At 50.5% G+C, this 13,789-nt stretch carries 11 protein-coding genes and 1 pseudogene; 1 reads left to right on the forward strand and 11 read right to left on the reverse strand.

Annotated features, from left to right (window positions below; translation table 11 throughout):
- The first annotated feature begins 105 nt into the window (after positions 1–105).
- Entirely contained in the window at positions 106–909 is an 804-nt protein-coding gene (locus KMZ15_RS05430; RefSeq protein ID WP_223691393.1) for an inositol monophosphatase family protein, read from the forward strand.
- A gap of 272 nt (positions 910–1,181) precedes the next feature.
- Here KMZ15_RS05430 and zapE read toward each other — a convergent pair whose 3' ends face one another.
- The 11 genes and pseudogenes from zapE to iscR form a co-directional block, all read right to left on the reverse strand.
- Positions 1,182–2,288, reverse strand: a complete 1,107-nt coding sequence (gene zapE / locus KMZ15_RS05435) for a cell division protein ZapE (protein ID WP_223691395.1) — start codon at positions 2,286–2,288, stop codon at positions 1,182–1,184.
- An 81-nt stretch (positions 2,289–2,369) separates the two neighbouring features.
- Positions 2,370–3,806 carry a dihydrolipoyl dehydrogenase gene (gene lpdA / locus KMZ15_RS05440; protein ID WP_223691397.1) on the reverse strand — a complete coding sequence of 479 codons (1,437 nt, stop codon included), beginning with the start codon at positions 3,804–3,806 and terminating at the stop codon, positions 2,370–2,372.
- A 27-nt stretch (positions 3,807–3,833) separates the two neighbouring features.
- The gene (odhB, locus tag KMZ15_RS05445) at positions 3,834–5,084 is read right to left on the reverse strand and encodes a 2-oxoglutarate dehydrogenase complex dihydrolipoyllysine-residue succinyltransferase (RefSeq protein ID WP_223691399.1); all 1,251 of its coding nucleotides are present in this window, start codon (positions 5,082–5,084) and stop codon (positions 3,834–3,836) included.
- 123 nt (positions 5,085–5,207) lie between these two features.
- Positions 5,208–8,063, reverse strand: a complete 2,856-nt coding sequence (locus KMZ15_RS05450) for a 2-oxoglutarate dehydrogenase E1 component (protein ID WP_223691401.1) — start codon at positions 8,061–8,063, stop codon at positions 5,208–5,210.
- Between the two features lie 195 nt (positions 8,064–8,258).
- Positions 8,259–8,606, reverse strand: a complete 348-nt coding sequence (gene fdx, locus KMZ15_RS05455; RefSeq protein ID WP_223691403.1) for an ISC system 2Fe-2S type ferredoxin — start codon at positions 8,604–8,606, stop codon at positions 8,259–8,261.
- A gap of 30 nt (positions 8,607–8,636) precedes the next feature.
- Positions 8,637–10,514 carry a Fe-S protein assembly chaperone HscA gene (gene hscA, locus KMZ15_RS05460; protein ID WP_223691405.1) on the reverse strand — a complete coding sequence of 626 codons (1,878 nt, stop codon included), beginning with the start codon at positions 10,512–10,514 and terminating at the stop codon, positions 8,637–8,639.
- A gap of 11 nt (positions 10,515–10,525) precedes the next feature.
- On the reverse strand, positions 10,526–11,056 hold the full coding sequence (gene hscB / locus KMZ15_RS05465; RefSeq protein ID WP_223691407.1) for a Fe-S protein assembly co-chaperone HscB: 531 nt from the start codon (positions 11,054–11,056) through the stop codon (positions 10,526–10,528).
- Between the two features lie 91 nt (positions 11,057–11,147).
- Complete coding sequence (gene iscA, locus KMZ15_RS05470; RefSeq protein ID WP_223691412.1) at positions 11,148–11,471, reverse strand: iron-sulfur cluster assembly protein IscA; 324 nt, start codon at positions 11,469–11,471, stop codon at positions 11,148–11,150.
- A 52-nt stretch (positions 11,472–11,523) separates the two neighbouring features.
- Positions 11,524–11,940 (reverse strand): Fe-S cluster assembly scaffold IscU, encoded by a 417-nt coding sequence (gene iscU / locus KMZ15_RS05475; protein ID WP_223691414.1) that lies wholly within the window; start codon positions 11,938–11,940, stop codon positions 11,524–11,526.
- 113 nt (positions 11,941–12,053) lie between these two features.
- Positions 12,054–13,277: an IscS subfamily cysteine desulfurase gene (locus tag KMZ15_RS05480; protein WP_223691416.1), complete on the reverse strand. Its 1,224-nt coding sequence runs from the start codon at positions 13,275–13,277 to the stop codon at positions 12,054–12,056.
- A gap of 41 nt (positions 13,278–13,318) precedes the next feature.
- Positions 13,319–13,774 (reverse strand): annotated as a pseudogene (gene iscR, locus KMZ15_RS05485) (Fe-S cluster assembly transcriptional regulator IscR); the annotation flags it as partial.
- Positions 13,775–13,789 lie beyond the last annotated feature (15 nt).

Raw genomic sequence — 13,789 nt, forward strand, 5'->3', positions numbered from 1 at the left:
GCGCAAACCCTGCATGAAGCATATATCTACCCCTCGAAAGTCCATAAGTCCGTTAAAATAGAGGGTTTATAAATTTGCAAAAAGCTGGTAAAAAGGACCTCATTCATGCATCCTATGCTCAATACTGCCGTCAAGGCCGCGCGCCGGGCCGGGCAGATTATTACCCGTGCTTCGCTTGACCTTGATCACATTCAAGTGAGCAAGAAACAACACAATGATTTTGTGACTGAGGTGGATAAAGCCGCTGAGGCGGCCATTATCGAAATCTTGCTGACCGCTTATCCAAAACACGCCATTTTGGCCGAAGAGTCAGGCCACTCTGGGCAATCCTGCTCTGACTATCAGTGGATTATTGACCCGCTGGACGGCACCACGAATTTTATTCACGGCTTTCCGTATTATTGCGTATCGATTGCGCTCTCACATAAAGACGTGATTATGCAGGCGGTGATTTATGATCCAACCCGCAATGACCTCTATACTGCCTCGCGTGGCAGCGGCGCCTACCTGAATGACCGCCGTCTGCGCGTGGCACGCCGCGACCGGTTAGCTGACGCATTACTTGGCACAGGTTTTCCATTTCGCGATCAACAGGGCATGGATACTTATTTAAAACTTTTTGGGCAAATGACAGAAGCGTGCGCAAGCCTACGCCGCCCGGGTGCCGCCGCACTTGATCTGGCCAATGTTGCGGCCGGCCGGCTCGATGGTTTTTTCGAGCAAGGACTTCATTTCTGGGATATGGCAGCAGGCAGCCTGATGGTGACTGAAGCAGGCGGATTGGTCGGCAATTACACCGGAGACTCAGATTTTGCTGAGCTCGGCGAAATTATGGTGGGCAACGCCAAATTGTACGCACAAATGGCGCAAATTCTTAGCCCATATTCAAAGGTTAATTTAAAAAGCTAATATAAAAGCTTAGGGTTCACGCCCAAAAAATAGAGTCTGCCATACCTATCAGACTTTGTTTTTTTTATGTGAACCCCAAGCTTACCTAGAGTTTTTTGCACGTGGGCCTGTGCTAGGTTGTTCAAACAAATGATAATAAAAAAGGGCACGCAGTATTAAATCAAGCTCCCACTAACCTGAGCTACCTTGCGCCTCGTTGCCTGAGTAGCTCGGCATTTTGAGGGCTCAAATTGTGGGTCTACAGATGCTAGCCACTGATCTTCTCTTGTCAGTTAAGTCGGCGCCGTCAGTGAAGTGCTCATCGCCCGGCATGGTGTTTCTAGGTAGGTTTTTGACTGCATTTCAATAATCCGCGACACGGTACGCGCAAATTCATTGACCAGTGGGCCACCAAAATAAAGCTCTGCAGGTGGCACTTCAGCTGATATTAAGAGCTTAACTTTATGATCATATAAAACATCGATCAGCCAGGTAAAACGGCGGGCCTCAGACGCCATGCGCGGAGTCAGTTGCGGCACATTTGAAAGGATGATCGTATGAAAGCGATTGGCGAGTTCAAGATAGTCATTTTGTGAACGAGGGCCACCACACAGGGTTGCAAAATCAAACCAAACAACTTGGCCAGCACGACGTAACGCAAGAAGTTTACGTTGCTCAATACGCAATAGTGGGCTTTCATCCGGCATGGCTGCCAGCGCCACAAAAGTTTGACGCAAGGCTTCATCAACTGACTCGCTCAGCGGCGTATAGTAAATATTCGCTTGTGCGAAGGTCCGTTGCCGATAATCGACGCCACCATCGACGTTGATGATTTCAAGCTTGGTATTGAGCAGATCGATCGCCGGCAACATCCGGTCACGATGCAGGCCATCTGGGTACAGCAGGTCGGGGTGGTAATTTGAGGTTGCCACAAATTGCACGCCACTTTTGAATAAGCGCTCAAGCAAACGAGACAGGATCATTGCATCGGCAATATCCGACACGTGGAATTCATCAAAGCAAATTAAGCGATAGCGTTTGGCAATATCGCGCGCTAAATGATCCAATGGATTAGCGGTTTTTTTAAGGTCTTCAAGCTGCCGGTGCACTTCACGCATAAACTCATGAAAATGCAGTCGGATTTTATTTTGTAGTGGCACACAGGCATAAAAGCTATCCATCAAGAAGCTTTTGCCACGCCCAACGCCCCCCCACATATAAATGCCTTTAGGCAATTCACCCTGGTTGAGCCACTTCAGGAATAGGTTGGAGTGCCGAGCTTGGTAGTTGACCCATTGATCATAACAACGTTGTAAACCCATCACGGCCGCACGCTGAGCCGAGTCCACACGATAACCACGGCTTTCGAGCTCACGCTCGTAATATTCAATGACATTCATTGCGCACCCAAATAAAAAAGACGAGTCGCCTCGCCTTTTTTATTCGCCTTTGCTGGGCTTTTAGCATTTATTTATCACGCACTACATATTCAGCGCGCGCTTTTCCACGGCCAACGCCGCTTCACGCATCACTTCAGACAAGGATGGGTGAGGATGGCAGATACGACCGATATCTTCAGAGGCGGCTTTGAATTCCATCGCAACCACCGCTTCAGCGATTAAATCGGAAGCGGCAGACGCGACAATATGCACGCCAAGAATTTCATCGGTTTTGGCGTCCGCGAGCATTTTGACAAAACCCTCTGCCTTCGCCATACCCAGCGCGCGGCCATTGGCGGCAAATGGGAATTGCCCCGCTTTGTAAGCACGCCCTTCTTGTTTGAGTTGCTGTTCAGTCTTGCCAACCCAAGCAATTTCTGGCGAAGTGTAAATCACCCATGGGATGCAATTGTAGTCAATATGCGGCTTTTGGCCGTCAATCACTTCGGCGACCATAACGCCTTCATCTTCCGCTTTGTGGGCGAGCATTGGACCTCGCACCACATCGCCAATCGCATAGAGGTTAGGCAGTTTTGTATGGCAATGATCATCGACGTCAATCATGCCACGTTCGTTCACTTCTAAGCCAATATTCTCTAAGCCCAAGCCATCCGTATTTGGCACCCGGCCCACCGAGACGATTAAACGGTCAGCAGCCAGCGTCTGTGCTTTGCCATCTTTATCAGTATAGGCAATCGAAACACCCTGTTGCGTGGTTTTGACTGCGCCGATTTTGACCCCAAGGTGAATCTCTAACCCTTGTTTCGTCAAGTGTTTCCAGGCTTCTTTTGAGACACCCTCATCAGCTGCCGCCAGAAAGCCTGATGAGGCTTCTAGCACGGTGACTTGCGCACCTAGCCGCCGCCAGACAGAGCCAAGCTCAAGGCCAATGACACCCGCACCGATCACCGCCAGTTTTTTAGGTACTGAATCAAACGACAGCGCCCCTTCGTTATCGGCAACAATCCGGTTATCGACGGGGATCTGCGGCAAATGGCGCGCTTTTGAACCGGTTGCAATGATCACATGCTGACCGGTAATGGTTTGTGCCGCACCTTCGCCGCTGACTTCGAGTTGGTAAGTGCCATCACTCTTGCGAGCCGTAAATTTAGCGTGGCCTTTGAACCAATTCACTTTGTTTTTACGAAACAAAAACTCAATGCCCTTGGTCATTTTGCTCACGATGTTGTCCTTGCGGGACAGCATTTTCGCTAAATCAAGAGCCACTTCGCCCTTCACTTCAATGCCATGCTCGGCAAGGTGATGAGCCGTATGCTCAAGGGTTTCAGACGAAGCCAACAGCGCTTTGGATGGGATACAGCCCACATTCAGGCACGTGCCACCCAGGGCTACTTCACCGTTTGGACTTTTCCATTTTTCAACGCAGGCAACGGATTTGCCAAGCTGCGCGGCACGAATGGCGGCAATATAGCCGCCAGGGCCACCGCCAATCACGATGACATCAAATTGATTAGACATAATTCAGGTCGCAGAAGTGATAGAGGATTACAGGTCGAGCAGAAGTCGGGCTGGGTCTTCTAACGCCTCTTTGATTGCCACCAGCGCTAATACTGCTTCACGGCCATCGATGATACGGTGGTCATAAGACATTGCTAGATAGTTCATCGGACGAATCACGATTTGACCATTTTCTACTACAGCGCGCTCTTTGGTTGCATGTACCCCGAGAATCGCTGATTGCGGCGGATTAATGATTGGCGTCGAGAGCATTGAGCCAAATACGCCACCGTTTGAAATTGAGAAGGTGCCGCCGGTGAGGTCTTCTAGCGACAGTTTGCCCTCTTTCGCCTTTTGACCGTATTCAGCAATCTTGTTTTCAATGTCCGCCAAACTCATTTGATCGACATTACGCAATACCGGCACAACGAGCCCACGCGGTGAACCAACTGCGATACCGATATCGAAGTAGCCGTGATAGACGATATCGTTGCCATCCACGGAGGCATTCACGATTGGATATTTCTTTAATGCATGCACAGCGGCTTTAACGAAGAAGGACATAAAGCCCAAACGCGCGCCATGTGCTTTTTCAAATTTATCTTTGTACTTACTACGCAGCTCCATAACAGGCTGCATATTGACCTCGTTAAAGGTCGTCAAAATAGCATTCGTTTGTTGCGATTCAAGCAAGCGCTGTGCAATCCGTGCGCGCAAGCGTGACATCGGCACTCTTTGCTCAGGCCGGCCGTCGAGCGATTGGCTCGTATTGACCGCAGCTTTAACCTCAGGCAGCGCCGGTTTGGCAACCGCGCGCAGTGGCGTGGTGGAAACTGTTGCGACCGCAGGCTTGGCTGATTGAACGGCGAGTACATCACCCTTCGTGATCCGCCCATCGCGCCCACTGCCTTCCAGTTGAGCGGCGCTAATGCCTTTTTCATCCATCAGTTTCGCGGCTGAAGGCATCGCTTTTGCACTGACTGGTTCAGTTGGCGCGGCAGAGGCTGGCGCGCTCGCTGCCGGCGTTGCTTGGGCCTCACTCGATACCGACGCTTGCGCCTCAGTATCAATTCTGGCGATGACTTCATCCGCAATCACGGTGTCGCCGTCTTGGCGGATAATTTGTGCCATGATGCCGGCGGCAGGCGCAGGCACTTCAAGCACCACCTTATCCGTCTCAACTTCAATCACAATCTCATCTTGCGCGACCGCTTCACCGGGACGCTTTTTCCATTGCAGCAGCGTCGCATCAGCGACGGATTCGGACAGCTGCGGGACCTTGACTTCTACAATAGCCATTGACTTTCCTGAACATATCTTTAAAAAACCGACTACACGTCTATTTTGCTACATAACCAACGCTAACGCAAAATACTCGCACACTTATTTCATACAGCGTGGGCCCAATTGGGCCCAACGCTTTTATTTCACGCGCACTGCACCTTTCAAACGGCCAAACGCTCCATCAATAAGCTGCTTTTGCTGCTCATAATGTTTGGCGTAATAGCCGACCGCAGGCGAAGCAGAGGCTGGGCGGCCACTATACGCGAGCTTCTGCCCTTCTTTCATGCCTTCCAGCAAATGATGCTCGATATAGAACCAAGGTCCTTGGTTTTGCGGCTCATCTTGGACCCAGACTACTTCGGTTGCATGCTCATATTTCTTGAGTTCCGTTTCAAACGCTTTATGGGGAAATGGATAAAGCTGCTCAACGCGGATAATTACGGCATCTTTCAGTTTGGCTTCGCGGCGATGTGCGACCAGATCAAAATAGACTCGGCCGGAGCAGAGCACTACCCGCTTGATCTTTTTAGGATCGAGCGCCGTATCGGTTTCACCAATGATCGTGCGGAAGGTCCCTTTGGCAAGCTCAGACAAGCTGCTCACCGCTTCTTTATGACGCAGCAGTGATTTTGGTGTTGCCACGATTAATGGCTTACGGAACAGACGAATCATCTGCCGGCGCAATAGATGGAAAATCTGCGCTGGCGTTGTCGGCTGCACCACTTGCATATTGTTATCTGCGCACAACTGCAAATAACGTTCAATCCGCGCCGATGAATGCTCTGGCCCTTGGCCTTCATAACCATGGGGCAACAGCATCGTCAGGCCTGAAACACGGCCCCACTTGACTTCACCCGATGAAATAAATTGGTCAATCACGACCTGTGCGCCATTCGCGAAATCACCAAACTGCGCTTCCCATACCACCAGCGTGTTTGGCTCAGCCGTTGAATAACCGTATTCAAAACCGAGAACCGCCTCTTCCGACAGCACCGAGTCAATCACATTGAATACGGCCTGATTATCGGTCACATGTTGCAATGGAATATAACTGCCATGATCCCAGCTTTCGCGATTTTGATCATGCAGCACCGAATGTCGGTGTGTAAATGTACCGCGGCCGCTGTCTTGGCCAGTTAAACGTACAGCATAGCCAGAAGCCACTAACGAAGCATAAGCCAGGTGTTCGCCCATGCCCCAATCAAGCGGTGCCTCGCCTTTACCCATCGCACGGCGGTCATTGATCACGCGCTCAACTAAAGGATGCAACTTGAGCGTTTCTGGAATTGTCGTCACGCGCTCAGCTAAGCGTTTCAGCTCAGCCAGTGGCACAGCAGTGTCCGCCGCATCGGTCCATTTACGATTTAAAAATGGCATCCAATCTACCGCATACTTACTCTTGTAATTCGACAACACTGGATCAACCGTATGTTGCCCTTCGTCCATTGCTTTGCGATAGCGCTTCACATAAGCATCCGCTTCATCGCTGGTTAAGACGCCTTGCGCGACCAGCTTTTGCGCATATAGCGCGCGCGTGCCTGGATGCTGAGCAATTTTTTTGTACATCAACGGCTGCGTTACCGCAGGGGTATCTTGCTCATTGTGTCCAAGCTTGCGAAAGCAAACGATATCTAGCACGACATCTTGATGGAATTGCGTGCGGAAATCGACAGCGAGTTGAGTCGCCAGGATCACTGCTTCTGGATCATCGCCATTCACATGCAGCACCGGCGCTTCGATCATCTTGACGACATCTGAGCAATACAACGTTGAGCGCGCATCGCGCGGATCCGATGTAGTAAAGCCGATTTGATTATTAATCACTACGTGCACTGTGCCATATGTGCCGTAACCACGTGTTTGAGCTAGGTTAAGCGTTTCCATCACAACGCCCTGCCCAGCAAATGCTGCATCGCCATGCACTTGTACTGGTAATACTTGGCGTCCATCTAGGTCACCACGACGCTCCATCCGTGCTTTGGCCGAGCCTTCCACGACTGGGTTTACGATTTCAAGGTGGGATGGATTGAAAGCCAGCGACAAATGAACGGGACCACCTGCGGTCGATACATCGCTTGAAAAACCTTTATGATATTTGACATCGCCCGCAGGTAATTCATCAAAGTGCTTACCTTCAAACTCAGCAAAAAGATCTGCTGGCATTTTGCCAAGGGTATTGACTAAGATATTTAACCGGCCACGATGCGCCATGCCAATCACAATTTCTTGCGCCCCTTTGACGCCAGCACGATGCACCAGCTCGTCCATCGCTGCAATAAAACTCTCTCCGCCCTCAAGCGAAAAGCGTTTTTGGCCGACAAACTTGGTATGCAAGTAGCGCTCAAGCCCCTCAGCTGCAGTGAGTCGCTCAAGAATATGCTTTTTCTTTTCAGCGGAAAACTCCGGCGTTGCGCGAATCGATTCAAGGCGTTCTTTCCACCAGCGTTTTTGCTCAGGGTTGCTGATATACATGAATTCAACGCCAATCGTGCCGCAATACGTATCGCGTAGCGCTTTGACAATGTCCCTCAACGTGGCTTGCTCAGAACCAAAATATAAGTCGCCAGCATCGAAAGTTTGATCCATGTCAGCTTCCGTGAAACCATAGAAAGCAGGATCAAGCTCAGCGATCTGCTGGCGTTCTTGGCGCTTAAGCGGATCAAGGTTAGCCCAGCGCGAACCTAGAAAACGATAGGCATCAATGAGTGATTGAACATGCACTTGCTTACGTGCAATCGCCAAATCAGCACTGCCTGCCCGTTGCAAAAACGCATTTGCTTTAGCGCGTTGCGCAAAAGATTCAACGATTGGGCCATGGGCGACATCGTTTGCATTAGAACCATCAACAGCTGGCACGTTCTGCAACGCATCGAAATAAGCGCGCCAATGATCTGACACTGAAGCGGGATTGTTGAGATAAGCCTCATAAAGCTCTTCAACATATGGCGCATTACCGCCAAATAAATACGAATTTGATTGAAATTGTTGCATCATCTGACGCTCACCTTTCCTCAAGTTTGTCGAGAAATAGCGGGTTAATTAAACCTCCCGCAGCACGGCCTGGCCATTTAGCGGATCGCAATTAGCGCCCAGGAAGGAGTGTGTAAACACACGACAGCTTCAATCAAATAACTGACAGAAGCTGCCTATCCATAGATTTTAACATAGCAGACGACAGCACATATGCTCTCAATGCTTTTCTTTTGCATGATTAATTGTATAACGTGGAATTTCAACCACAATATTAGCGTCAGCATCGGCCGGGATAAGCGCTTGGCACGATAAGCGTGAAGTGGCTTCTAGACCCCATGCCATATCGAGTAAATCTTCTTCAATTTCATCGGGACGGCCAAGCTTATTAAAGCCTTCACGCACAACCACATGACAGGTTGTACACGCGCACGATTTTTCGCAGGCGTGCTCGATCTCAACCCCGTTTTCAAGCAATGTATCGCAAATACTTTTCCCGGGTACCGCGTCAATGACGGCGCCCTCTGGGCATAATTCGAGATGAGGTAATACAATGACCTGAGGCATCTAGTGTTCCAGTTTCGATTAAGAGTAATTTTATTGTTCAGTCAGCTCATCCACTTTGCGGCCAGCAAGCGCCGTGCGGATATTTTGGTTCATGCGCCGTGCGGCAAATTCATCGGTGGCGGCTGCTAAAACCTCAATGGCGCGCTCAAGGACATCGCTGTGCGCGCCATTTTTGACTTCCTGCAGCGCTTTTGTGGCGGTATCAATGGTTGCTCGCTCTGCCGCACTGAGCAAATCTGCATCGCGGGCTAAAGCGCTTGCTGTTGCGGCCAATAACCGTTCAGCGTCGACTTGTAGTTCGCGCAATGCACGCGCATGTTTATCGATATTGGCCGCTTGGAAACTGTCATCAAGCATGCGACCGATCTCTTCATCGCTTAAGCCGTATGAGGGCTTAACTATGACTGAAGCAGCCACACCGGATTGCATCTCACGCGCAAACACGGACAATAAACCATCGGCATCCACTTGATAGCTTACTTGAATCCGCGCAGCGCCAGCTGTCATTGGCGGGATCCCACGCAACTCAAAGCGCGCCAGCGAGCGGCAATCTGCCACGAGTTCACGCTCGCCCTGCACAACATGGATCGACATTGCCGTCTGGCCATCTTTGAAGGTTGTAAACTCTTGCGCTCGCGCCACCGGAATGGCCGAGTTACGTGGAATAATTTTTTCCACCAAGCCACCCATCGTTTCCACTCCGAGCGAGAGCGGAATCACATCCAGCAGCAGCCAATCATCCTCATCACGCCGGTTACCCGCTAACAGATCCGCTTGAATCGCGGCCCCCAGCGCCACCACTTGGTCCGGATCAATGCCGGTGAGCACTGGCTGCCCAAAAAACAGTTCAACCGCGCGGCAAACCACTGGCATCCGCGTGGCGCCACCGACTAACACAATGCCTTGCACATCTTTTGCCGCAATCTGCGCATCGCGCAAAGTTTTGCGCATGGTCACTAAGGTCCGCTGTACGAGCGGCTGAACGAGTTCAGCAAACTCGGCCTCGCTCACCGTCACGGCGATCCGTACGCCATTTGAGAGCAGAAGATCAATACGGGTTTGTGGTGCACTCGATAACGCTTCTTTCGCGCTACGCGCAGCATCCAGCAACAGTCGCTTATCGCCAGCAGTTAATGTTGGTGTGTCTGGCGCCGCTTTGGCCAGCACATATTCCAATAATGCCTGGTCAAAATCGTCGCCGCCCAGCATTGAGTCGCCACCGGTGGCCAGTACCTCAAATACGCCTTGCGTCAACTGAAGAATCGACAAGTCAAAGGTGCCGCCACCTAGATCATAGACCGCATAGATTCCTTGCGCGCCACTCTCAAGACCATAGGCAATTGCGGCGGCAGTGGGTTCATTGAGCAAGCGCAAGACGTTAAGGCCGGCAAGCTCGGCCGCATCTTTGGTGGCTTGCCGTTGCGCCTCATCAAAATAAGCCGGCACCGTAATCACTGCGCCAACCAGCTCGCCCCCGAGCGAGGCTTGTGCACGTTGCTGCAAGGCGGCAAGAATTTCAGCCGAGACTTCGACCGGGCTTTTGACGCCAGCTACCGTTTTGATTTGCACCATGCCAGGCGCATCAACCAAGTCATACGGCACGTGCGCCGTATTTTCTATTTCTGCTTTGCCACGGCCCATTAAACGCTTGACCGAAACAATCGTATTTTTAGGGTCAAGTGCGGCCTGTTCCTTGGCCAATCGGCCGAGCTGCGGTTTACCCGTTGCTAGATAGCGCACCACGGAGGGCAATAATAACGCCCCGTCCAGATCAGGCAGTACCTCGGACACGCCATTACGCACCGCAGCAACTAATGAATGGGTTGTGCCAAGATCAATGCCAACCGCCAGCCGCCGCTCATGAGGTGCTGGCGCTAGACCGGGTTCGGAAATTTGTAATAGAGCCATCAGATTGCCTTTTACATGTATTCAAGTTTTTCAATCTGAGCCTGCGCTTCGTGGACGACGCGTTCGATAAACATCAATTCGCGCACCACATCAGCCGCGGCTTGATCCATCTGAGTCTTAAACAGACTCGCGAGTTTTGCAAAACGCGTCGTGCGCGCGGCTTGCAATGTATCGAGCAACACCTCAAGCTCCGGCAGATTTTTTTCTAGTTTTGCGGCTTCAATAGATTCGCGCCATTCTAGCTGTAGCATTAGAAAGGCGCTTGCCATCACGGTGTTATTCTCGGCCTGCGTTTCAATACCGCGTAACTGCAATACATAAATCGCCCGTCGCAATGGATCTTTTAATGTGCGATAGGCATCGTTAGCCCGCGTCGCCCATTGCAAGGCAACCCGCTTTTGAGCCTCAGAATCCGCTGCGAAACGATCCGGGTGAGTATGCGCCTGCACCGTACGATAAGCACTAGCAAGTTTATCGTCATCAATTATGAAACTTGTAGGCAAGCCAAATAATTCGAAATGAGTACTGCTTAAAGATGACATGGAAATTAAGCCGCCAAGCTCTTAGCTAACGACAAAAAACTAGCATAAATCAGCGCTACGCTCAGATGCTAGATTGGTTGCCGCTGCTGTTTTAAATTCGGAATGATTCACCGCACCCACATTCATCTTTGACATTTGGATTCTTGAATTTGAAACCTTCATTCAAGCCCTCCCGTGCAAAGTCCAATTCAGTACCGTCAATGTAAGCCAGGCTCTTTGGGTCAACTACGACTTTTATGCCATAACTTTCAAATACTTGGTCTTCTGGCGCCAGCGCATCCACATATTCAAGCTTATACGCAAGCCCAGAACAGCCCGTCGTACGCACGCCCAAGCGCAAGCCAACCCCTTTACCACGGCGTAGCAAATATTTTTCCACATGCTGCGCCGCTTTTTCAGTCAACGTAATGGCCATCTTCACTCAGAAAAATGTAGGGCGTGTCGCCCTGCTTATTTGCCTTCTAAAATTAAGCCGCTTGCTCAGGTGCAGTCAGCTCAGCCACTTTGCCATGACGCTCTTGATAATCTTTCACGGCAGCTTTAATCGCGTCTTCGGCCAGAATCGAACAATGAATCTTCACTGGCGGCAGCGCCAATTCTTCAGCAATGTGCGTGTTCTTGATTGTCAACGCCTGATCAAGCGTCTTACCTTTAACCCATTCAGTCACCAGCGAGCTTGAGGCAATCGCTGAGCCACAGCCATAGGTCTTAAACTTTGCATCTTCAATCACGCCGTCAGCGCCCACTCGAATTTGCAGCTTCATCACATCCCCACAGGCCGGCGCACCCACCATGCCAGTGCCAATGCCGTCCCCGCTTTTATCAAATGACCCAACGTTACGGGGATTCTCGTAATGATCGAGTACCTTATCACTGTATGCCATGATCTAACTCCAAAAAAAACCTTTTATTGACTCAGCTAATTTCAGCCAAGTTACATACTGCATACCACTTTAGGCGAAGCGCAAATCGTTTATCGAATCGGCTCTAGCCGCCGTCAATGTGCTGCCCAGACGATCGAATTCAGATCGACCCCTGCTTGGTGCATTTCCCACAATGGCGACAAATCGCGCAACTTAGCAATTTTACTTTCCATCAAACGGATCACGTAATCCATTTCCTGTAACGTCGTAAAGCGCCCTACAGAAAACCGAATTGAACTGTGCGCCAGTTCATCATTACGCCCAAGCGCACGCAATACATAAGAAGGCTCAAGCGAGGCCGAGGTACAAGCAGAGCCAGATGATACGGCGATATCCTTGACCGCCATAATCAACGATTCGCCCTCAACAAAATTAAAGCTAATGTTCAGATTGTGAGGCACGCGCTGCTGTGTATCGCCGTTTACATACACTTCTTCCATTTTACTTAGACCCTGCAGCAGTCTGTCATAAAGCGCACGCGCATGCTTAGTGTCAGCGTCCATTTCTGCATGAGCTAGGCGAAAAGCTTCGCCCATGCCGACAATCTGGTGCGTCGGCAAAGTGCCTGAGCGCATGCCCCGCTCATGACCGCCGCCGTGCATCTGCGCTTCGATGCGCACGCGCGGTTTGCGGCGAATATACATCGCGCCAATGCCTTTAGGGCCATACGCCTTATGCGCAGAAAAAGACATCAAATCAACCTTTAAGCGGGCTAGATCAATCCCCACCTTACCTGCCGCTTGCGCTGCATCCACATGAAAAATAATGCCTTTATCGCGACAAATCTCACCGATTTGCTCAATATCTTGGATCACACCGATTTCATTATTGACCATCATCACCGAAACTAAGATCGTATCGGGACGAAGCGCTTGCTTAAAGACATCAAGATCCAACAAGCCGTTTTCTAAAACCTCAAGATAAGTCACCTCAAAACCTTGTCGCTCAAGCTCACGACAGGTATCCAGCACAGCTTTGTGCTCGGTTTTAACGGTAATAATATGCTTACCTTTGCTTTGATAGAAATGCGCAGCGCCTTTTATAGCCAGGTTGTTCGACTCAGTCGCACCCGAAGTCCAAACAATTTCACGAGGATCGCAATTGGCCAAGGCCGCCACTTGCGCACGCGCGTCTTCTACCGCTTGCTCCGCCGTCCAACCATAAGAATGGCTGCGCGAAGCCGGATTGCCGAAATGCTCGCACAAATAAGGGATCATTTTGTCCGCAACCCGAGGATCAACAGGCGTAGTCGCGCTGTAATCCAGATAGATCGGAAGGCGGGGAAGAACGTTTTTCATTAATGACTCCGAAAACCTTAAATTATATCCATCGTACTGACACGCTGGTCACGTAATACGGTCAAGCGAGGCTCAGCAGACATAAACTGCTGAGCCACCAAATCTTGTAGTGATACTGAATCAAGGTACTCACGCATTCTTTGATTCAATGTCGACCATAATCTATGCGTCATGCAATGTCCTTCTTGATGAGAGGCATGATCGCAGCTACCTTTGCCACCGCAGCGTGTCGCATCAAGCGCTTCATCAGCTGCAATAACGATATCTGCGACTGTAATTTCTGCAACTTGCCGGCCAAGTTTATAGCCGCCACCTGGCCCACGCACACTCTCAACAATGCCATGCCGACGCAGCTTGCTAAATAATTGCTCAAGATACGACAGCGAAATGCGTTGCCGCTCGCTAATGACGGCAAGCGTAACAGGGCCTTTGGCGCGGTGTAACGCTAAATCTAGCATGGCGGTCACAGCGAAACGGCCTTTTGTCGTAAGTCTCATAGGTAAGCAAAAACA

This window comes from Mycoavidus sp. HKI, assembly GCF_020023735.2.
GTDB lineage: Bacteria > Pseudomonadota > Gammaproteobacteria > Burkholderiales > Burkholderiaceae > Mycoavidus.

What these genes read in the sequence shown, in the direction of transcription:
- KMZ15_RS05430 (WP_223691393.1), top strand. Translation starts at nt 106, where the DNA reads ATGCATCCTATGCTCAATACTGCCGTCAAGGCCGCGCGCCGGGCCGGG.
- zapE (WP_223691395.1), bottom strand. Translation starts at nt 2,288, where the DNA reads ATGAATGTCATTGAATATTACGAGCGTGAGCTCGAAAGCCGTGGTTAT.
- lpdA (WP_223691397.1), bottom strand. Translation starts at nt 3,806, where the DNA reads ATGTCTAATCAATTTGATGTCATCGTGATTGGCGGTGGCCCTGGCGGC.
- odhB (WP_223691399.1), bottom strand. Translation starts at nt 5,084, where the DNA reads ATGGCTATTGTAGAAGTCAAGGTCCCGCAGCTGTCCGAATCCGTCGCT.
- KMZ15_RS05450 (WP_223691401.1), bottom strand. Translation starts at nt 8,063, where the DNA reads ATGATGCAACAATTTCAATCAAATTCGTATTTATTTGGCGGTAATGCG.
- fdx (WP_223691403.1), bottom strand. Translation starts at nt 8,606, where the DNA reads ATGCCTCAGGTCATTGTATTACCTCATCTCGAATTATGCCCAGAGGGC.
- hscA (WP_223691405.1), bottom strand. Translation starts at nt 10,514, where the DNA reads ATGGCTCTATTACAAATTTCCGAACCCGGTCTAGCGCCAGCACCTCAT.
- hscB (WP_223691407.1), bottom strand. Translation starts at nt 11,056, where the DNA reads ATGTCATCTTTAAGCAGTACTCATTTCGAATTATTTGGCTTGCCTACA.
- iscA (WP_223691412.1), bottom strand. Translation starts at nt 11,471, where the DNA reads ATGGCCATTACGTTGACTGAAAAAGCGGCGCAGCATGTGGAAAAATAT.
- iscU (WP_223691414.1), bottom strand. Translation starts at nt 11,940, where the DNA reads ATGGCATACAGTGATAAGGTACTCGATCATTACGAGAATCCCCGTAAC.
- KMZ15_RS05480 (WP_223691416.1), bottom strand. Translation starts at nt 13,277, where the DNA reads ATGAAAAACGTTCTTCCCCGCCTTCCGATCTATCTGGATTACAGCGCG.